This is a genomic window from Aestuariirhabdus litorea (genome assembly GCF_003864255.1).
GTDB lineage: Bacteria > Pseudomonadota > Gammaproteobacteria > Pseudomonadales > Aestuariirhabdaceae > Aestuariirhabdus > Aestuariirhabdus litorea.
Genome location: NZ_QWEZ01000002.1, coordinates 1123813 through 1143162, shown reverse-complemented (window position 1 = coordinate 1143162; position 19350 = coordinate 1123813). Strand labels below are relative to the sequence as shown.

The 19350-nt window shown below is 65.5% G+C and carries 20 protein-coding genes; 5 read left to right on the top strand and 15 right to left on the bottom strand.

Annotation, left to right across the window (positions count from 1 at the left end; all coding sequences use genetic code 11):
• Nucleotides 1–55 precede the first annotated feature (55 nt).
• Nucleotides 56–1192, bottom strand: a complete 1137-nt coding sequence (gene amrS, locus D0544_RS15440; RefSeq protein ID WP_125017718.1) for an AmmeMemoRadiSam system radical SAM enzyme — start codon at nt 1190–1192, stop codon at nt 56–58.
• Nucleotides 1193–1303: 111 nt separating this feature from the next.
• Between amrS and amrB the strand changes: the two genes are divergently transcribed.
• Together amrB and amrA are read left to right on the top strand one after the other, a co-directional pair.
• Complete coding sequence (amrB, locus tag D0544_RS15435; protein ID WP_125017715.1) at nt 1304–2101, top strand: AmmeMemoRadiSam system protein B; 798 nt, start codon at nt 1304–1306, stop codon at nt 2099–2101.
• Nucleotides 2079–2675, top strand: coding sequence for an AmmeMemoRadiSam system protein A (gene amrA / locus D0544_RS15430; RefSeq protein WP_125017713.1), 597 nt, complete (start codon nt 2079–2081; stop codon nt 2673–2675). Before amrB ends, amrA begins: the two co-directional genes overlap by 23 nt.
• Before the next feature lie 20 nt (nt 2676–2695).
• Here the strand turns inward: amrA and D0544_RS15425 are convergent, their stop codons facing one another.
• Nucleotides 2696–3313, bottom strand: a complete 618-nt coding sequence (locus D0544_RS15425) for a hypothetical protein (protein WP_125017711.1) — start codon at nt 3311–3313, stop codon at nt 2696–2698.
• Nucleotides 3314–3433: 120 nt separating this feature from the next.
• Nucleotides 3434–4339 (bottom strand): AEC family transporter, encoded by a 906-nt coding sequence (locus tag D0544_RS15420; protein WP_125017709.1) that lies wholly within the window; start codon nt 4337–4339, stop codon nt 3434–3436.
• A gap of 160 nt (nt 4340–4499) precedes the next feature.
• On the opposite strand from D0544_RS15420, the gene D0544_RS15415 reads away from it, so the two are divergent.
• A complete protein-coding gene (locus D0544_RS15415) occupies nt 4500–5456 on the top strand; it encodes a DMT family transporter (RefSeq protein WP_125017707.1) in 957 nt (318 codons plus the stop codon).
• Here the strand turns inward: D0544_RS15415 and D0544_RS15410 are convergent.
• The 7 genes from D0544_RS15410 to D0544_RS15380 all read right to left on the bottom strand — a co-directional run bounded on the left by D0544_RS15410 (nt 5361) and on the right by D0544_RS15380 (nt 13428).
• On the bottom strand, nt 5361–7502 hold the full coding sequence (locus tag D0544_RS15410) for a TRAP transporter permease (RefSeq protein ID WP_125017705.1): 2142 nt from the start codon (nt 7500–7502) through the stop codon (nt 5361–5363). The two genes, D0544_RS15415 and D0544_RS15410, sit on opposite strands and share 96 nt — an antisense overlap.
• Before the next feature lie 162 nt (nt 7503–7664).
• Nucleotides 7665–8693, bottom strand: coding sequence for a TAXI family TRAP transporter solute-binding subunit (locus D0544_RS15405; RefSeq protein ID WP_125017703.1), 1029 nt, complete (start codon nt 8691–8693; stop codon nt 7665–7667).
• A gap of 338 nt (nt 8694–9031) precedes the next feature.
• Complete coding sequence (locus tag D0544_RS15400) at nt 9032–9697, bottom strand: tellurite resistance TerB family protein (RefSeq protein WP_125017701.1); 666 nt, start codon at nt 9695–9697, stop codon at nt 9032–9034.
• 203 nt (nt 9698–9900) lie between these two features.
• Entirely contained in the window at nt 9901–11388 is a 1488-nt protein-coding gene (locus D0544_RS15395) for a flavin-containing monooxygenase (protein WP_125017699.1), read from the bottom strand.
• Nucleotides 11389–11399: 11 nt separating this feature from the next.
• Complete coding sequence (locus tag D0544_RS15390; protein WP_125017697.1) at nt 11400–11687, bottom strand: DUF1145 domain-containing protein; 288 nt, start codon at nt 11685–11687, stop codon at nt 11400–11402.
• Nucleotides 11688–11689: 2 nt separating this feature from the next.
• Entirely contained in the window at nt 11690–12667 is a 978-nt protein-coding gene (locus D0544_RS15385) for an alpha/beta hydrolase (RefSeq protein ID WP_125017695.1), read from the bottom strand.
• The gene (locus D0544_RS15380; RefSeq protein ID WP_207905902.1) at nt 12667–13428 is read right to left on the bottom strand and encodes an SDR family oxidoreductase; all 762 of its coding nucleotides are present in this window, start codon (nt 13426–13428) and stop codon (nt 12667–12669) included. The genes D0544_RS15385 and D0544_RS15380 overlap by 1 nt, the downstream gene beginning before the upstream one ends.
• Before the next feature lie 206 nt (nt 13429–13634).
• On the opposite strand from D0544_RS15380, the gene D0544_RS15375 reads away from it, so the two are divergent.
• Nucleotides 13635–14636, top strand: a complete 1002-nt coding sequence (locus D0544_RS15375) for an AraC family transcriptional regulator (RefSeq protein WP_164880946.1) — start codon at nt 13635–13637, stop codon at nt 14634–14636.
• 94 nt (nt 14637–14730) lie between these two features.
• The gene (locus D0544_RS15370; RefSeq protein ID WP_125017673.1) at nt 14731–15111 is read left to right on the top strand and encodes a VOC family protein; all 381 of its coding nucleotides are present in this window, start codon (nt 14731–14733) and stop codon (nt 15109–15111) included.
• Between the two features lie 190 nt (nt 15112–15301).
• On the opposite strand, the gene D0544_RS15365 is transcribed toward D0544_RS15370, so the two are convergent.
• The 5 genes from D0544_RS15365 to D0544_RS15345 form a co-directional block, all read right to left on the bottom strand.
• The gene (locus D0544_RS15365; protein ID WP_125017691.1) at nt 15302–15676 is read right to left on the bottom strand and encodes a hypothetical protein; all 375 of its coding nucleotides are present in this window, start codon (nt 15674–15676) and stop codon (nt 15302–15304) included.
• Nucleotides 15673–16452 (bottom strand): DUF1295 domain-containing protein, encoded by a 780-nt coding sequence (locus D0544_RS15360; RefSeq protein WP_125017689.1) that lies wholly within the window; start codon nt 16450–16452, stop codon nt 15673–15675. Before D0544_RS15360 ends, D0544_RS15365 begins: the two co-directional genes overlap by 4 nt.
• 23 nt (nt 16453–16475) lie before the next feature.
• Entirely contained in the window at nt 16476–17252 is a 777-nt protein-coding gene (locus D0544_RS15355) for a glucose 1-dehydrogenase (RefSeq protein ID WP_125017687.1), read from the bottom strand.
• 32 nt (nt 17253–17284) lie between these two features.
• Nucleotides 17285–18505 carry an acyl-CoA dehydrogenase family protein gene (locus D0544_RS15350; protein ID WP_125017685.1) on the bottom strand — a complete coding sequence of 407 codons (1221 nt, stop codon included), beginning with the start codon at nt 18503–18505 and terminating at the stop codon, nt 17285–17287.
• Between the two features lie 74 nt (nt 18506–18579).
• A complete protein-coding gene (locus tag D0544_RS15345; protein ID WP_125017683.1) occupies nt 18580–19338 on the bottom strand; it encodes an SDR family oxidoreductase in 759 nt (252 codons plus the stop codon).
• Nucleotides 19339–19350 lie beyond the last annotated feature (12 nt).

Sequence of the window (19350 nt, the reverse complement as noted above, 5' to 3'; positions counted from 1 at the left end):
TATTTTGAACCATCAAAACACAGGGGGGGCTCCCGGCGCAAACCCAAAGGGCTTTCTAGGCTTGCGTCACCAGCCTCACCGGCTGGCGGCGGGCTCCCCAGTCGCCGGGACGGGCCTCGAACACCCCGGGCAGGCGCTGGCCGCAACGGCTGCAGGCGCCCCGGGCATCCAGCCCCCAGTGGCCCAGCCGGTACCAGTCGCGCTCGATCAACAGCGCCCCGCAACCCTGACACCAGGTGCTGCCCCCCTCGGGGTCGTGCACATTACCGGTGTAGACATAGTGCAGCCCCGCCTGCCGGGCGATGGCCCGCGCCCGCTGCAGGGTGCTGCCCGGGGTGGGTGGCGCGGAGTGGAATTTCCAGTCGGGGTGGTAGGCGGTGAAGTGCAGGGGGATATCGGCCCCCAGCTCGCTGGCCACCCAGTGGCAGAGGGCGTCGAGTTCGGCGTCGCTGTCGTTTTCGCCGGGGATCAGCAGGCAGGTGATCTCCAGCCACACCCGGGTTTCCCGCACGATGTACTGGAGGGTCTCCAGCACCGGCTTGAGGTGGCCACCGCAGAGTTTGTAGTAGAAGCGTTCATCGAACGCCTTGAGATCGACATTGGCGGCATCGAGGGCGCCGAACAGACGCTCGCGGGGCCGGTCGCAGATATAACCGGCGGTCACCGCCACCGAACGCACCCCCTGCTCGCGGCAGGCGGCGGCAGTATCCACTGCGTACTCCAGGAAGCTGACCGGGTCGTTGTAGGTGAAGGCGACGGAGCGGCAACCCAGTCGCAGCGCGGCATCGGCCAGCTCGGCCGGCATCGCGCGTTCGGCCAGGGTGTCCTGCTCGCGGGATTTGCTCATGTCCCAGTTCTGGCAGAACTTGCAGGCCAGGTTGCAACCGGCGGTGCCGAAGGAGAGCACCGGAGTGCCGGGCAAAAAGTGGTTGAGGGGCTTCTTCTCGATCGGGTCGATGCAAAAGCCGCTGCTGCGCCCGTAGCTGGTGAGCCAGAGGCGGTCGCCCTGGCGTTCGCGCACAAAGCAGAGCCCGCGCTGCCCCTCGTGCAGTTTGCACAGGCGCGGACAGAGGTCGCACTGCAGGCGGCCATCGTCCAGCGGGTGCCAGTAATCGACCGCGATGCGGTGGGGGTCACCGGCGCCAGGGGAGCCGGTGGGAGTAGAAGGATCGCTAGGGTTGGAGTAGGTCATCGCAGCCTCCCCGCAACGGGGCGTCTATAATCAGAGGGCTATCCCTCTCCATTAACCATAGTCCAGTGGCGGCCGGCTGCAGTCCCGGCGCCACTGAAGCGCGAGGTAACTATGCTGCGCACACGCCCGGCGGCGGTAGCCGGTCTCTTCTACCCCGATGATCCCGGGCAACTGGCTGCCGAGATCGACCGCTATCTCGACCAGGCGCCCGCCCCGGCGCCGGCCAGTGTGCCGCCCTGCGCCCTTATTGTCCCCCACGCCGGTGTCCCCTACTCCGGCCCGGTGGCCGCCAGCGCCTACCGCCTGTTGCGCCCCTGGGCCGAGCAGATCCATTCGGTGGTGATTCTGGGCCCCTCCCACCACCTGGCTTTCCAGGGACTCGCGCTGCCCGACTGCGAGGCCTTCGAGACTCCGCTGGGGCGGATCGAGATCGACCAGGCGCTGGCGGCCTCGCTGCAGCAGCAGGACGTTATCGCACTGGCCCCCAACGAGGCCGCCCACCGCCTGGAGCACTGTCTTGAGGTGCAGCTGCCCTTCCTGCAACGGCTGCTGAAGCGGTTTCGCCTTCTCCCCCTGCTGGTGGGGGAGGCCTCCAGCGACGCCATCGCCGAGGTGCTGGCCCGCCTGCCGCCGCCCCCCGGCTGCCTGCTGCTGATCAGCACCGACCTCAGCCACTACCACCCCTACGAGGAGGCGCAGCGCATCGACGCTGACACCAGCCAGCGCATTCTTGCCCTCCGCCCCGGGCTGGTGGGGCAGCAGGCCTGTGGCTGCCGCGGCCTCAACGGCCTGCTGACCCTGGCGCGCCGGCAGGGGCTGTCGATCGAGCAGCTGGACCTGCGTAACTCCGGCGATACCGCCGGCTCCCGCGATCGGGTGGTGGGCTATGGCGCCTATCTCCTCCACTGAGTCCCCTCTCACTCCGGCGCTGCAGCAGCAGCTGCTGCAACTCGCGCGGCGGGCGATCAGCCAGGGGTGCCAGCAGGAGACACTCAGGCCGCCGCCCACCGATGCCCTGGAACCTCCCCTGCGGGTACCCACCGCCGGCTTTGTCACCCTTACCCAACAGGGGCAGCTGCGGGGCTGCATGGGCAGCCTGGAGGCGCGCCGGCCGCTGGCCGAAGAGATTGTCGAGGACGCCTGCAGCGCCGCTTTCCGTGACCCCCGCTTCCCCCCCCTGACCGGGGAGGAGCTGCCGCGCACCCGCATCGAGATCTCCCTGCTCAGCCCCCTTGAGGCGGTGGCGGCCGAGTGCCGCGAGGCCCTGCTGGCCCAGTTGCGGCCGGGGGTGGATGGACTGCTGATCGAAAGCGGCGGTAACCAGGCCACCTTCCTGCCGCAGGTGTGGGAGCAGCTGCCGGAGGGGGATCGTTTTCTCGACCATCTGCTGCGCAAGGCGGGACTCAACCCCGCCCGCTGGCCCGAGCCGATGAATGCCTACCGCTACCAGGTGCACCATTTCAGCGAGCCCGCCCCGGGGTGATCGTTCGACAGGTGGTTCTCTCAGCCCTGGCGCAGGCGGGGCCACTCCCGTAGCCGTTCGCGCACCGCGCTCGCCAGCTGCTCGATGTAGTCCGCCTTCAGCAGGTCGTCGCAGGCCAGCGCCTCCTGCCCCTGGTAGAGCTGGTGCATCCAGCGGTGGGCCACCTCCAGCACCCGGAACATCGGCTCCAGTTCGAGCTGGTTTTCGAGGTGGTGGGAGGAGTCGAAGTGGGCGTGCAGGCGGGCGCTGAACTCGCGCACCGATTTGCGGTAATCGCTCCACTGCTGGTAGTCGAAGCCGGTGGCGCTGTAGACGCGGGTGCGAAAGCCGGCGCTCTCGGCGGTAAGGCGCTTCCAGGCCTCCTCGCTCTTTTCGAGGGCAAACAGCTTGTTCCAGTTGATGACAATGGAGCCCAGCAGCGCGATCCGCAGGTGGTCCAGCATCACCTGGGTGACCCGGTCGTCGCTGGCCAACCGCCTCAGCTCACGGTAGTAGACCATGTCGCGGATCGCGGTATAGAGGGTATCAAACTGGTTGCGGGCCTTTTTCAGCCACACCCGGTCGATGCTGTCCTGAGCGCCGCTCTCCCCAATACCCTGCTGGTCGCTGCTGTGCTGGTCAATACGGTGCTGTTCCATCCCCGACCTCCCGGTGGCGCCGTGCCATGCCACTGCCCTTGCCTGAAGTATAACGGACCGGCGGCGTGATCGCGGGCGCAGGCAGCTTGCAGAAGCCGCAAAGAGCTGTTCGCAGGCTCCCTAGAGCAGCAGCCCCAGCAGGAGCGGCATCGACAGCATTGCCAGCAGGGTCTGGGCACTGATCAGCGCCGCCATCAGGGGCGCATCTCCCCCCAGCTGGCGGGCCAGTATGTAGGCAGAGGAGGCGGTCGGCAGCACCGCCAGGATCAACAGCACCTCGCGCGTGACCCCGACGGTGCCGGTCAGCTGGCAGAGCAGCAGTACCAGCAGCGGCAGCCCCAGCAGTTTGACCGCGCTGGACCAGACCAGCGCCGCCGAGGCGCCCCTCAGGGCCGACAGCTGAAGCCCGGCCCCCACCGCCAGCAGCCCCATGGGCAGCGCCGTCTGCCCCAGCAGTTCCATAAACAGCCCCAGGGCATCGGGCCAGGGCAACCCCAGCAGGTTCCAGGCGATGCCGGTGACGCAAGCCATGATCAGCGGGTTGCTGAGTATCTGCCTCGCCACCCGCAGGGGGCTGGGGCGCTCGGCACCGGCGTAGAGGGCAAAGGCGGCGATGCACAACAGGTTGATCAGGGGAATCATAAGGGCGATGGCCACCGCCGCCACCGCCATGGCTCCATCCCCCAGCAGCTGGCTGACGGTGGCCAGCCCCACGTAGGTGTTGAAGCGGATCCCCCCCTGGTAGATGGAGGTAAAGCGGGGGCCGTTCCATCCCACCAGGCGCTGCAGTAGCCACAGCAGCAGGCTGCCCGCCAGCAGGAAGCCCACCACCAGGGTCGCCACCCGGCCGATATCCACCGCGCCGGTTTCGGCGGTGGCCAGTTTGCCCACCAGCAGGGCGGGGAACAGCAGGTAGTAGGTAAGCTTCTCGGCCTGGGGCCAGAAGCTGTCGCCGGGAAACTGCATTCTCGAAAGCAGCATCCCCAGCAGGATCAGGCCGAAAACCGGCAGCAGGGCGGTGGTCATGGATGCGTCTTCCAGCAGCCAACAGGGTTGGCGGGCAGCTTAGCAGATGCGCCCCACGGGCAACAGCCGGGTCCACAGCCAAGGTGATAAAAAGTCATCATTGCCCTCTTCCTCGGGTTTGGACGATCCACTACACTGGCGCTTTTGCGGATAGGCGCCCATGTCCCCTCAAACCCGCTCGGTGCTGTTTGCCCTGATCACCATTGTGCTGTGGAGCTCGCTGGCGGTGCTGGCCAGCTTCCTGGTCCACATCCCCGCGTTCCTGCAGCTGGGAGTTGCACTCACCAGCTGTGGACTGGTCAGCCTGTTCACCTGGCGCCACTGGCGGGTCCCCCTGCGCACCCTGGCGGTGGGGATCGGCGGCATCTTCGGCTACCACTACCTGCTGTTCATGGCCTACCGCCACGCCCCCATGATCGAGGCCACCCTGATCAACTACCTGTGGCCGCTGCTGATCGTAGTCCTCACCCCCCTCTACTTCCGCGAAAAGCCCCTGCGCAGCTACCACCTGATTGGCGCCCTGCTGGGGATCAGCGGTGCAGTGCTGATCATCAGCGGCGGCAAGCTCGAGCTGAACAGCCAGTACCTCGCGGGTTACCTGCTGGCGATAGGCGCCGCCTTCGCCTGGAGCAACTATTCGCTGGCCTGCAGCAAGCTGCGCGCCTTCCCAAGCGCGGCCATCGGCGGCTTCTGCCTGTGGTCGGGATTGCTGGCCCTGAGCCTGTACGCCACCGAGCAGTGGCTGGCCCCCAAAGCGGTGGTGCTGAGCCTCAACGACTGGCTGCTGATGATCGCCATCGGCGCCGGCCCCCTGGGGGCGGCCTTTTTCACCTGGGATATCGCCCTCAAGAACGGGGACACCCGGGTGGTGGGGGCCCTCGCCTACCTGGCCCCGATGGGATCAACCGGTCTGCTGATCCTCTTTACCGACAGCCCGGTGCGTTCCACCACCCTGATCGCCATGCTGATGATCATCGCCAGTGCGGTGATCGGCTCCTGGGAGCTGCTGGTGCGCCGGCCATCAGCCCGCGCTGGCCACCAAGGCGGCGCGCCGGCGACGACTCCACCAGAACAGCGCTACAAACAGTGCCAGCCCGCCCAGGTTGAGCAGCAATAGGCCGTGGGGCCACATCAGGGCCAGCGCCGCGACCCCGCACAGCCCCCTGAGTGCCAGGTTGATGGGCCCCTCCAGGTAGCCCTCCATCAGGCCAACGAAGGCGTACAGACCGAACAGGGAGAAGATAAAGACGGTGATCACTTCTTCCCAGCTGCCGCCGATCAGGGGGGTATAGGCAAACAGCAGGGGCACCACGTAGAGCCCCTTGGCGACCTTCCAGGCGGTGAGACCGGTGGCCATGGCCGGGGTACGGGCGATGGCCGCCGCGGCAAAGGCGGTGAGGCAGACCGGCGGGGTGACGTTACTGTCCTGTGAGAGCCAGAAAATGATCATGTGGGCCGACAGCAGCAGCATCGACAGCAGCGCCGGGTCCACCGCCATCTCCAGCAACTGCCCCTTGAAGTCGGGGGGCACCAGCGCCAGCAGGGCCTGCGCCTCCGCCATCGGCATCGGCTGGGCCAGCAGCGCGGCCTTCTCCATATCCACCAGCATAAAGATGCTGCGCGCCATCTCCGGCAGCTGGCCGTCGGCGATCAGCTGCAGCAGCTGCTGCTCGGCCATCAGGTTGTAGAGGGCCGGGGCCGAGAGGGTAGCCAACACGATGTAGGAGGCGGTGACCGGCAGCCCCATCCCAAGGATCAGGGAGGCCAGGGCCACCAGCACGATGGTGATCAGCAGGCTGCCCCCGGCCCAGTCGGTCACCATCAGCGAGAAGGTGTTACCAACGCCGGTCATCGCCACCACATTCACCACCAGGCCAACGGTGACCAGCAGCATGGCGGTGGTGGCCATGTTTTTCGAGCCCTGGGCGAGGGAGTCGAGCACATCCCGGGGTCCCATCGGCTGTTTGGAGAGCCAGGAGCTGGCGATCACCGACAGGATCGCCACCCCGGCAGCGTAGGTGGGGGTGAACCCCTTGATCAGCATCCCCACCAGAACCACCAGCGGCAGCGCGAAGTGCCACCCCTCCTTCATCACCTCCCTGAGCGGACGGGTCTCGATCTCGACGGAGTCGGCGTGGCTGCGCTGCGCCTCAACGCGCACGAAAAAGCCCACCGACATAAAGTAGAGCAGCGCCGGCAGCGCTGCGATGGCGATGATCTGCACGTAGGGGATCTGGGTGTAGGAGGCCATGATAAAGGCCCCCGCCCCCATCACCGGCGGCATCAGCTGTCCCCCGGTGGAGGCGGCCGCCTCCACCCCCGCCGAGAAGCGGGCCGGGAAGCCGGCGCGGCGCATCAGCGGAATGGTGATCACCCCGGTGGAGACGGTATTGGCCACCGCCGAACCAGACACCGACCCCATCAGGCCGGAGCCCAGCACCGCCACGAAGCCGGGGCCGCCAACGAAACGACCGGCGGCGCAGCGGGAAAGTTCGATGATAAAGTCGCCGGCCCCCGACTTGACCAGAAAGGCGCCGAACAGGATGAACATAAAGACATAGGTCCAGGAGATGCGGGCGATGGAGCCAAACATCCCTTCAGGGGAGAAGAAGCTGCGGAACATCACCGTCTCCAGGCTCAGCCCCGCGAATCCGAACACCCCATCGATGTAGGGGCCCCACCAGAATACGTAGGTGAGCGCCAGAACGGTCATCACCGGGATAAACCAGCCGGTGCTGCGGCGCACCATCTCCAGGGCGATAAAGATCGCCGCGGCCGAGGCGATCCAGTCGCTCGTCACAAAGCGTACCCCGCGATCGTAAAGGGCATCCTCGAAGCCGATCAGGTAGGCCGCACAGGCCAGGGCCGCCAACCCCAGCAGGCTGTCGAGCAGCAGGGTCCAGCGACCGGCGTTTGCCGAGTGGGTAGTGAAGGCCGGCACCATCAGCGCACAGACCAGGGCGAACCCCCCAAAGTGGATCGCCGACACCCACAGCTCCGACAGGGTGCCGAGGGTGTTGAAATAGATATGGGCCACCGCCAATAGCACACCGATCCAGTAGACCAGTTTGCCGGCCAGCGAGTCATCGGCGCGCTTGGTCAGCTCCAGGCTGCGCAGCTTGTCCGACAGTTCAGGATCGAGGTCGATGGCATCTTTGCTCATTATTATTCTCCGGGCGGGCACGGTGGGCGGCCGTGGGCCTGCCTTGGTTTTGGCGGCCGGCGGCCGCGCAACAACGGGGGCCGGCACAGGGCCCGCCCCAAAAAAATCGTTCAGGTAAAACGCCGTTCCGCAGCCCCCGCTACGGAACGGCAGGGCGGATCGCTAGTTCGCCATCAGGTGGGCGGGAACCTGGATGCCCACCTCTTTGTAGTAGCGGGCCGCACCGGGGTGCAGGGGGAAGGGCAGACCGGCTATCGCCTTCTCGATCGCCATCGCCTTGGTGGCCTTGTGGATGCCGTTAAGGAAGGGGAGGTTCTCGTAGATGGTCTTGGTGATCAGGTAGACATCCTCTTCGGCGATATCGTCACGCACCGCAAGGAAGTTGGGCTGGGCTACGGTGTTCACCGCCTTGGTCTGGCCGGGGTAGGTGTTGGCCGGAATCACGTAGCGGGTCCACAGCTGGTAGTTGCCGTTGGCCTTCTTCACCTGCTCATCGGTGAAGTCCAGTACCGTGATCTTGTCGCCCAGTGAGGCGAAGGCGCGGGTCACCGCACTGGTGGGTACGCCGGAGGGGGTGTTCATCCCCACCACGGTGCCGTTCTGCATCGCATCGGCGCTGGGGCCATAGCCCATGTAGGCCAGGTCCATGGCATCGGTGTCCACTCCCACGCCCGCCAGGATCTGGCGGCCGGAGCCTTCGGTGCCGGAGTTTTTCTTACCGATGGAGAACTTTTTACCGGCGAAGTCCTTGAGGTCTTCGATGGTGCCGCTCTTGGCCAGTGACTTGTCCACCACAAACTGCTCAACGTTCTGCCACAGCATGGAGACAGAGCGCAGGTTCTTCTGCGGGCCGTCAGCCTGCAACTTGCCCTCTCCGGCCCAGGCCCAGGCGCCGTAGAGTCCCTGCAGGATCGCAAACTGGGCTTCGTTTTCACGCAGCAGCTTGATGTTTTCACCGGAACCGGCGGAGTTGATGGCCGACATGGAGATCTTTTGGGTGGGCTCCAGCTTTACTTTGGTGAGGGTGGCGATCGCTACGCCCACCGGGTAGTAGGTACCACCGGTGGAGGCGGTGGCCAGGATGTAGGAGCGCTTCTCCTCAGCCTGGGCGGAGAGCCCCAGTGAAGCGGCGGAGGTCATGGCCAGAGTGAGGCCGATGCCCTTGATAAGCGTACGTTTGCTGAATTTCATCGTTCTTGGTTCCCTTTATTGTTGTCGATGTATGGTGATCGATGGGGTGGTTCTCTGAACGCCGTGGAGGCTTTTCCCTCCACGCTGCCGAAGCAGGGTGCGCAACCCTATCAGTTATAGCAAACCCGGTGCCAAACAGTGCACTTATCAATAAGATGCTGATAAGGAAGGGGTTTTTTAAGATCTGCAACGCCCTTATCCCGACGCTATCGGCAAGATCTTGCTGATGGGCAAAAAATGGCTCGGCACAATATTGCTTATGCCGAGCCCAAGACGCTCCCAGAGGACAAGGGAGGTAAAGGCCACACCGGCCCGGCTGGCGAACCGGTGTGGGGGAGCTATGCTTCTGCTTTTTGCGCAGCCACCTGGGCTTCCAGTTCGCGGACCAGCCCCTCCGGCAGCTGCAGCCGCGCGGCCAGCATGGCCAGGTAGGCGCGCTCGGCGGCGGAGTCGACATCGATGGCCAGCAGCGACGCCACATAGATCTCTGCCGCCATTTCGGGACAGATCGCGCTGCTGACAATGGCGTCGACATCGGCAGGATGCCCCATCTCCTGTACCAACAGGCGCTGGGTGCCGGCATCCAGCCCCAGGGACTCTATACGTTGAAAGATCGCCTGACTCTCCTGGGCATCGAGTCGCCCATCGCAACGGGCCGCGGCGATCATGGCCCGCACCAGGGTCAGCCCCAGCGCCTCATGGGCGGGTGCGTTATCGGTCGCTGGCAGAAAAGCAGAACCGGCCGGGGCGGGCTGCAGGTCGGCAGGGGGGGCAGCGGAGGCCGCCGCTTGTGCAGCGGGTTGATTGCTGTAGCGCTGGTAGGCGGTATAAGCGAGCGCGCCGACCGCGGCCACACCGCCCAGCTTGAGGGCACTCATACCCAGCTTGCGGCCCGACTTGGTGGTCAACAGCGAACTGGCGAGCCCGCCCGCCAGGCCACCGGCAAATCCGCCGGCCGCTCCACTGCCCATCAACTGCCCTACCAGCTTGTTAAAATCCGCCATAGGCATGGATCTCCCTGTAAGGTTTTGATCGCCGCCACGACTAACATCAGCCCCGGCTGGTACAACCCAACCCGAGCCACATGGTAGCCTGGCCGGCCTGAACTTCGTCGCCATCCCGGCAAAGGATCATCGGCTTAACAAGGGTTCTGACCGCCCCGGCCGCAAAAAAGTTCAGCGTCGCCGACCAGGGCCTTTAGTTCCGCTCACCCCCGCGCCTCCCGGGAAAGCCCGGCGCCCTGGGTAAAGTCCGACCACTGGGGCGCCGACATCTCCTTCACCCACTGCCCCCAGGTGTAGGGCCACATCGCCGGTACCCCTTCGTTGTCGAGGTACCAGCTGTTGCAGCCCCCCACCCAGACGGTGTGCGCCATGCCACCGCGCAGGTACTGGTTGAAGCGCTCGGTAGCCTCGGTCGTGGCCTCGATCTCCTGCACCTCGCCGCGGCGCCAGCGCTCAATCAGCTGCAGCAGGTAGTGGCTCTGCACCTCGCTCATGGCGATCACCGAGAAGTTGCCGATGGGGGTGTTGGGCCCCAGCATGAGGAAGAAGTTGGGGAAGCCGGGAATCAGCAGCGAGCGGTAAGCCTGTACCCGCTTCACCCAGGCCTTGTTGATGTGCAGGCCATCGCGCCCCACCAGCTCCATGGGACGCATAAAGTTGAAGGGGTGAAAGCCGGTGGCCAGCACCAGCAGGTCGAGCCCGTGGTGCTGGCCATCGGCGGTGACCACCCCGTTGGCGTCCACCCGTTCGATCCCCTCGGTCACCAACCGGCAGTTGGGGGCCTGGATGGCATCGTAGAATTTGGTCGATACGATCACCCGCTTGCAGCCCACGGTGTAGTCGGGGGTCAGTCGCCGGCGCAGCTCGGGGTCCTTGACCTTGCGTTTGAGATGCTGGCGGCAGGCCCAGCTCATCAAAAAGTGAGGGATCCTCTGCCCTATCACGGCGCGGGAGAAGAACAGCTCGATGGCGCGGGTATACCAGCGGTAGGCGCGGCGTGCGAGACGAGGGTTTTTGCGTACCTTTGCCCGCAGCGACGCATCGTATTCGCGATCCGGCGCCGGGTAGATCCACTGCGGGGTACGCTGGAACACCACCACCTGCCCGGCCTCCTTCACCAGTTCGGGGATCACCTGGGCGGCGGTGGAACCGGTACCGATGATACCCACCCGCTTGCCCTTGAGGCTCAGTTTGTCCGGCCAGCGCGCGGTGTGGAAACACTCACCTTCGAACTGCTCCAGCCCCTCAATATCGGGGTAGGCGGGGTGGTGCAGTATACCGGTGGCCGAGATCACCAGATCGGCTTCCAGCTCGGCCCCCTTGCTGGTGGTCAGGTGCCACACCCCACCCTCGTAAACGCATCGCTCGACCGCCTCGTTGAAGCGCACATCCCGCACCACATCGTACTTGTCGGCCACCTGCTCGAAGTAACGGCGTATCTCCGGGCCGCGGGCAAAGCGGTGTTCCCACTCCGGGTTGGGCTCGAACGCGTAGGTGTACATATGGGCCGGAATATCGCAGGCCAGCCCCGGGTAGCGGTTTTCACGCCAGGTGCCTCCCACCGATTCGCCCTTCTCCAGCACGCAGATATCGGTGATGCCCGCTTCGCGCAGTTTGATGGTCATCAGGATGCCGCTCATCCCGGCGCCGATGATCACCACCCGTGGATCTCTTCGTTGATTCCGGGTCATGCTATCCCTCCTCAGGCCTGTCCACCCGGCTGCGACGCCGACTTAACCAGCAGCGGCAGCCAGTAACCGTAACCAAACACCAGGGTACCGAGCAGGACCGGGCTCCCCTCGCCCGCCGCCTTCAGTAGCCGCGCGCGCAGGGCCAGGTACTCCAGCAGGTGGGCCGCGAACAGGGCGATGCCGCCCCAGTGGGCAACCGCATCCCAGGGGGCCGGATACGGAACCACAAAGCCCAACGCGAACAGTGCCCACAGCCCCAGCACCGCAAGCTGGCTAAACCGAATAAAAAAATGAAACATCTTTATCTTTTCTCCCTGGTCATGGTTTTGATGGCATCACCCAGCCGGGCGATGGCCACCGCTGCTTCAGGCATCAAGGGGGCAAAAATCTGGAATACGTGGAACTGGCCGGGCCAGCACTGATAGTCCACCTCAACCCCCTGGCTCCGTGCATGGGCCACAAAGCGCTCGATCGGGTCGAGCAGGATCTCCCGACCCGACGCCTGCACGCAGAGCGGGGGCAGCCCGCCCAGCTCAGCCGCAGTGAAGTTGAGTGGCTTGAGCAGCTCGGGACGGGGAGTCCCCCCCTGGGCCAGCTGGCCCCAATGGCGAGCGAGGGACAGGCTGAGCATATCGGTGGCGGCGTTGTCCGTCATCGAGGGGTCTGTGGCCCCCACTTCACAAAGGGGAGAGATCAGCAGCGCCCCGCTTGCCCTCAACCCCTGTTGCCTCAGGGCCACCAGGGTCGACAGGCAGAGGGAGCCACCGGCGGAATCCCCTGCCAGCAGCAGTGGCCGGTCGGGGTAGCGCTGCCGCATCGCCCGACACACCGCCAGGCAATCCTCCTGCGCCGCAGGCAGGGGGTGCTCGGGCGCCAGCCGATAATCGACCCCCAGCACTGTGCACTCCCCCGCCACCGCCAGCGCCGCGATCATAGGGCGATAACCCCTCACATTACCGATCACGAACCCCCCGCCGTGGAAGTAGAGCACCAGCGGCGAACCCTCATCCAACCCTCGGGGTATGCACCACTGGCAGGGTACCCCGGCAATGGTGTCGGCCTCGATCCGCACCTGCCTGAGCGCCGGGTGGTAATGGCGCAGCAGATCCTGCCGGGTGCGCAGCCAGTCCACCGGTTTATCGATCGATTCGTGCAGCAGCTGGCGCGAAAGACGGCACAACCACTCGCTGCGCCAGCTGCGTTCGGCCGGGCGCTGCGGCCTGAGCAGCATCCCCAGCAAAGAGGTAAAGAGCAAACGTAACAGATCCAACAGCGCCATCAGGGGTACTCCGCCAGGGCTCCATAGAGTCGCGACTGCAGGGCGCCGGGCACCAGCAGGGAGAGCAACCGCAGGAGACGAAATTTCAGGGTCAGTGGGTGGTGAATGCGGTGATCGCTGAGGGCCCCTTCGATGGCTCGCGCAACATCCTCGGCGCCGAGGGTTACCCCCATGCGCTCGATGATCGGGGTGGGGGGCAGCTGCTCCACCATCGGGGTCCTTACGAAGGGGGGCATGATATCGCAGACGTGGATACCATGGCGGCGCCACTCCACCTGCAGCGCTTCGGTCAGGCCACGCACAAAGAACTTGCTGGCCGAGTAGGCGGCGAAGCCGGGCACACCGTAGATTGCCGAGGCGGAGCTGAGGTTGATCACCCGCGCCCCGGGCTGCCCCTTGAGGTAGGGAAAGGCCAGGTAGCAGCCGTTCAGCACCCCCAGGCTGTTGATCTCCACCAGCGCACGCTGGCGCTCCAGGGAGATCGATTCGAAGTCGCCGACGGTCAACACCCCGGCGCCATTGACGATGGCATCGAGGCGGCCGGCAAAGGCCACAAAGCGCTCCAGCGCGCGAGCGAAGGCATCGGCATCGGTGACGTCCAGCGCCAGCCCCAGGCTCTGCTCCCCCAGCTCCTGCTGCAACCCCTGCAGCGCCTCGCCGTCACGGTCCAGCAACCCCACCCGCCAGCCCGACTTCGCCAGCCGCCGGGCGCTGGCACGACCGATGCCGGAGGCCGCGCCGGTAATCACAATGGCTCGCATCCTTCGCTCCGCGGGCCCCGTGCCGGAGTCAATCACTGACCGGCGCCCTGTTGTTATTTGATAATTATCAACTCTACGCCAGGGAACCTTGCCGCCCAATGGGGTCAGCGGCCAATCATTTGTTATTTTCGGCCAGGCAGCCTATGCTGGCGCTCTGCCATCAGCACCCGCCCGGCCCGGCCACCTTGAGGAGCGCCCTCCCAGCCATGTTCCGCGATCCCACCGCCCACCATATCCGCGCCATTCGCCCCGCGCTGGAGGCCATGCAGCGGCTGGGTTTTTCCCTCCGCCAGTGCCTGGCGGGGAGCGGACTGGACCCGGCCCTGCTCGACAGCCCCGCGGCCCAGCTGAGCCTGGCCGGGCAGCAGGCCTTCTACCGCCACCTGCTGGCGATCAGCGCCATGCCGCTACTGGGGCTCGAGCTGGGGCGCGCCTACCGGCTGGAGCACTACGGCATGTTCGGCTACGCCCTGCTCAGCGCCCGCAACCTGGGTGAGTGTGTTGAGCTGGCAGGCCGTTTCAGCCCGCTGGCTTTCAGCCTGTTCCGCATTCAGTTTGTGCAGGAGGGGAACCTTGCGCGTATCCAGTTCCACCCCCACCACCCGATCGCCGATGACCTGCTCGCCTTCTACTGCGACCGCGACCTGATGGCGGTGTGGGAGGGAAGCCGTCAGGCGCTGGGGATTGACCTGCCCCTGGAGCGGGTCGGTTTTATGCATGATCAGCGGGCTCACCAGGCGGCCTACCGCCAGCAGTTCAACTGCCCGCTGCAGTTCCGGCTGGGGTGGTCGGAACTCTGCTTCGACAGCGCCCTGCTCGATACCCCCCTGCCCTGCCCGGACCCGGAGACCTCGGTCTATTTCCGCGAGCAGTGCCAGCGCATGATCGCCCAGCTGAGCCGCCAGAGCCCCTTCGTCGACCGGGTACGCCAGCAACTGATGCAGCAACCCGGCCAGTTCCCCGATATCGACGCCGTGGCCCTGCAGCTCAACACCTCGGTGCGAACCCTGCGCCGGCGCCTGGCCGACGAGCAGACCAGCTTCCGCCGCCTGCTGGACGAGATCCGCTTCCAACTGGCCCGGGACTACCTGGGGGAGGGGCTCAGGGTGGCGGAGGTCGCCGCCCTGCTGGGCTACAGCGAAACGGCCAACTTTACCCACGCCTTCAAGCGCTGGAGCGGACAGGCACCGAGCCAGTTCCAGCCCTGAGCCGGCAGCGAAAATAGGGGTGGCCGTCGACCGCTAATTTTGCGATAACAGTGTCTCGCTGCACTCTGCACGCGCGTATTCAAGGAGAAAAACAATGTTCAGTCACATTATGGTGGGGGCTAACGACATCGAAGCCTCCAAGGCTTTTTACGACGCCACCCTGGGAGCGCTGGGCTGCAAGCCCGGAGTCATGGACGATAAGGGGCGCTGCTTCTACTTTACCGACAGCGGTATCTTTGCGATCACCAAACCCCTCAACGGTGAGCCCGCCAGCCACGGCAACGGCAGCACCATCGGCTTTGCCGCCGCCAGTCCCGAGGCCGCCGACGCCTGGCACGCCGCCGGAGTCGCCAACGGCGGTAGCGCCTGCGAAGACGCCCCCGGTATCCGCGAAGGGGCCAACGGCCAGCTCTACCTCGCCTACCTGCGCGATCCGGCCGGTAACAAGCTCTGCGCCCTCTACCGGGTAGCCTAGGCCTAGGGAGCCTGCGAATAAGTCCTTGCGAACGTCTGGCTTTCAGCTTGGTTCGCAATCAAGGCGTGGCTTTGAAGCAATGTCCAGACCTTGTAAAAAGTCACCACGCAGAGTGCAGACCAAGCTGAAAGCCTCGTAGGGCAAGGCCTGAACAGAGCGGCGCGGCGGACCCTGTCCCCCCCCGCTCCGCCTATAGTCTTTGGTCAGCGCCGAGCCTCTGCAGCAGGCCGAAAAAAACCAGTGCGTAGAACAGGTCCACCGCCAACGGCAGCAGCAAAGGCCAGCTCACCAGCCCCCGCACCACCTCTAGCCCCCCGACCAGCACCAGTATGAGTTTGCTCCAGGCCCCGAGCCGGATCAGCGGTGCCCCGGCACGGGGATCGCGGCTGGCCCAGAAGTAGCCGATGCCAAAGCAGAACACCAGGGTCGCGAACAGCTCCACAAACAGGGGCTCGCTCGGCACCGGCTTGATCCCAAGCAGAGTGAAGGTCCACTGGATATCCACCACAAACAGCAGCGCCACACTCCAGTTGAAGCAGGCCGCCGATAGCAGGAGTCGCTTCATGACTCGTTGCCTGCCGGCTTTTCCCGACAGGAGGGGGCGAGCCCCAGCCGACAGGACACCAGCTTCCAGGGGATCAGTAAACTGGAGGCTTTTTGGTACTCATCCCATTCTGGGTAACGGGAGATAGAGGCATCCTTCACCAGCATCCGCGACAGGAACACCAGGCAGGCGTAGGCCAGCACCAGATAACCGACCCAGTGAGCCGCCAGCAGAGCGTAGCTGGCGTAGATCAGGATCTCCCCCAGGAAGTTCGGGTTGCGGGTGTAGCGAAACACCCCGTCATTAATTAGCCCCCGCCGGTACTTCAAGGCAAAGTGCTTCTGGCAATCAGCGGCGATCATCAGGGTGATGCCCACCGTGTGCATAGCGATGGCGGCGAACAGCACCGGCCCTGAGGGGTCCATCTGGCGGGAGATAATCAGCCATGGCAGCAGCCAGTACCAACCCACCAGCGTGAAGTAGAGGGCAACAGCACCGCCGTAGGTGACCCGGGTATTGAAGCTGCCGTCGCGAAAACCGAAATCCTTCACCAGCCAGCAATAACCGTAAATGCCGTGCAGCCCCAGATAAACCCAGGCAGCGTGGCTCCAGTTGTCGTAGATGGCCATCATCCCCAGGATCAGAAACAGGGTGATGATTTTGTGAAAGTTGATGACCCAGGCCAGTTTCAGCTGTTTGGGCCCACCGAGAAAATCCTCGCTGATATAGCGGGTGATCTCGAACAGGGCGCGCGCCCAGGCGGGTGCCGACTTTTTACTTACAAGAGTCGTGCTCATTTTTATTCTCTCCCTTGTCGTTTTTATCGCGCGGTGTAGCCGCCATCGATCACCAGCTCGGAGCCGGTCATGTAGGAGGATTCATCACTGGCCAGGAACAGGCAGCCGTTGGCGATCTCGCGCCCCTGCGCCATACGGCCCATGGGGATGGAGGCCATCACCCGCGCCAGCAGCGCCTGGGCTTCAGTGTCCTCCATCTGCCCCACCGCCTTGCTGATCATGGGCGTCTCCACGTAACCGGGGTGTACCGAGTTGACCCGCACCGGATAGCCCTGGGCAGCGCAGTGCAATGCGGCGGACTTGCTGAAGATGCGCACCCCGCCCTTGCTGGCGTTGTAGGCCGCCACGCTCGGCTCGCCAATGATCCCCTCGATCGAGGAGATATTGATGATCGAGCCGCCGCGCTCCTTCATGGCCCCGATGGCGGTGCGGGTGCCCAGAAACACCGACTCCAGGTTGACCCGCTGGGTCTGCTGCCACTGCTCCAAGGTGGCACTCTCGACGCTGCCGGGGATGGCGATGCCGGCGTTGTTCACCAGCACCTCGATCGGCCCCAGCCGCTCCTCCAGTTCCGCGGCCAACTCGGCCCAACGCGCTTCCGAGGTCACGTCCTGCTGGCACGCGATCGCCTGCCCGCCCAGGGCATCGATCTGGGCCGCCACCGCCTCGGCGGCGAGCAGGTCGATGTCGGTCACCACCACCCTGGCCCCCTCCTCGGCAAAGCGCAGGCAGAGCGCCTGCCCGATACCGCTGCCGCCCCCGGTGACCCAGGCCACCCGGTTGTCCAGTCGTTGACTCATGCTGCTCTCTCCTGAGTTTTAGGGTAGGGGGGTCAGTCGGCCACCAGCAGCGAACCACCCTTGAGGGCGAGAATCTCGTTGCAGCCGTCGGCGATCAGCCCGGCGCGGGCATCGCGCAGCAGTTTCTCCAGCGGGTACTCGCGGGTCAGGCCGTTGCCGCCGAACAGCTGCAGCGCCTCGCTGGCCACCTCGAAGGCGGTCTGGGTGCCGGTGATCTTGGCGGCGATCGACCCCTGCAGGGCCGGCGCCGGCGCGTTGGCGTTGAACTCCATGGCGCGGCGCACCAGGGCGCGGGCCATCTCCACCTTGCGGAACATGTGGAACAGTCGCTGGCGCACGCTCTGGTGGTGGAAGATCGGCACCCCGCCCTGCTTGCGCTCCTGGGCGTAGGCCAGTGCGTGCTCGTAAGCGGCGCGGGCCATACCGACGCTGAGGTTGCCGACATGGGCATTGGCCTCGGCGAGGGTGTGGTAGACCAGGGAGGCGTAACGGTCGGGACCGGCGAGCAGATGGGAGATCGGCACCTCCACGTTATCGAAGTAGAGCTCGCCCTGGTTCAGGCCGCGAAAACCCAACTTGTCCAGCGGCTTGCCACGGCTGACCCCGGGCAGGTCCAGCGGCACGATCAGGCTGATACCGGGACGGGTGGTGCCGTTCTCCTCCAGGTGGCAGTAGAGGGCGCACACCTCGGCGGTGAGGGCACCGGAGACCCAGGCCGATTTCTGGCCGTTGATCACCACCCGGTCGCCCTCGATGCGCGCCACGCAGTTGGGTCGGCCATAGCGTCCCCCGGAGGCCTGCAGGGTACCCTCGGGGTCGAGCATGTCGCTGCCGTGGTCGGGCTCGGTAATGCCCCAGCAGCCCATCTTGCCTTCGCAGTACTCGACCATCGCCTGGTTGCCGGCGATCAGCGAGTAGAGCCCGGGCATCTGGCTGACCAGGATCATCCCCGCCAAGCCGCCATCGCCCCAGGCCAGCTCCTCGCTGGCGATCGCCAGCACACGGGTCCGCTCCAGCGGCTCCAGCTCCGCCAGCGCGGCCACGCTCAGCCCCAGCGCCTGGGCCTGCTGGAGCACAGACCAGAGGGGGGAGTCGGCGGCGATCGCGTGCTCGGCATCGAGCTTATCGATCAGGGCACCGGCCGGGCGCAACACCTCGGCGGCAAAACGGTGGGTGGCATCCTGAATCGCCTGCTCCATCTCGGAGAGGGGGGATTCGAGGCCGGTCATCGGCAGTTCGATGCGGTTGGTCATGGAGGTTCTCCTGTTGTTATTCGGTAGCGAGTTATTGGGTAGCACGTTATTGGCTATGGCCGGCAACACCGGCCTCAGTAGTTGGCCAGCCAGCGGGTCAGCTGGCGGCGGCCGGGCTCCGGCAGGCAGCGGCTCACCAGTCCCCAGAGACGGGCCTTGCCCCCCAGCAGGTGGCTGGTGCGGGCGCTCCCGGGGCAGGCGTAGATCGCCTCGGCAACACACTCGGCGCTCATAGTGGCGGGCATGCGTTTGCGGTAGCGCTGGGGCGCGGCGGCGCCCATGGCGGTCTGCACCAGTGGTGGCTTGATCGCCCGTACGCGGATGTCATCGGCAGCCCATTCGATCGCCAGCGCCTCACTGAGGCCGTTGACGTAGAACTTGGTGGCGCTGTAGACCGCGAGGTCGGGCACCCCGTGCACGCTGGAGGCGGAGCAGAGGTTGACCAGGGTCGCCCCCGGGGTCTGCTTAAGCAGCGGGTAACCCAGCTGCGCCACATCGGTAAGCCCCTGCACGTTGATGGCGATCATCGCGCCCAGGGCAGCCGGGTCCATCTCCGCGAAGCGCCCCCCGGTCAGCACCCCGGCGCAGTTGACCAGCACCTCCAGAGTGCCGCCGCTGTGGCGGGCGAACTGTTCGAAGGCCCTGGCGATGGAGTCGCGGTCGGCGACGTCGCAGTGCTGGAAACAGCACCGCTCACCCAGTTCACCGGCCAGGGTTTCCAGCGCCTCGACCTTAAGGTCGTAGGCGCCGACGAACCAGCCTCGATCGGCAAACAGCAGCGCGGTGGCGCGCCCTATGCCGGAGCCGGCACCGGTGATAAACACAGATTTCATAGGTGATACCCC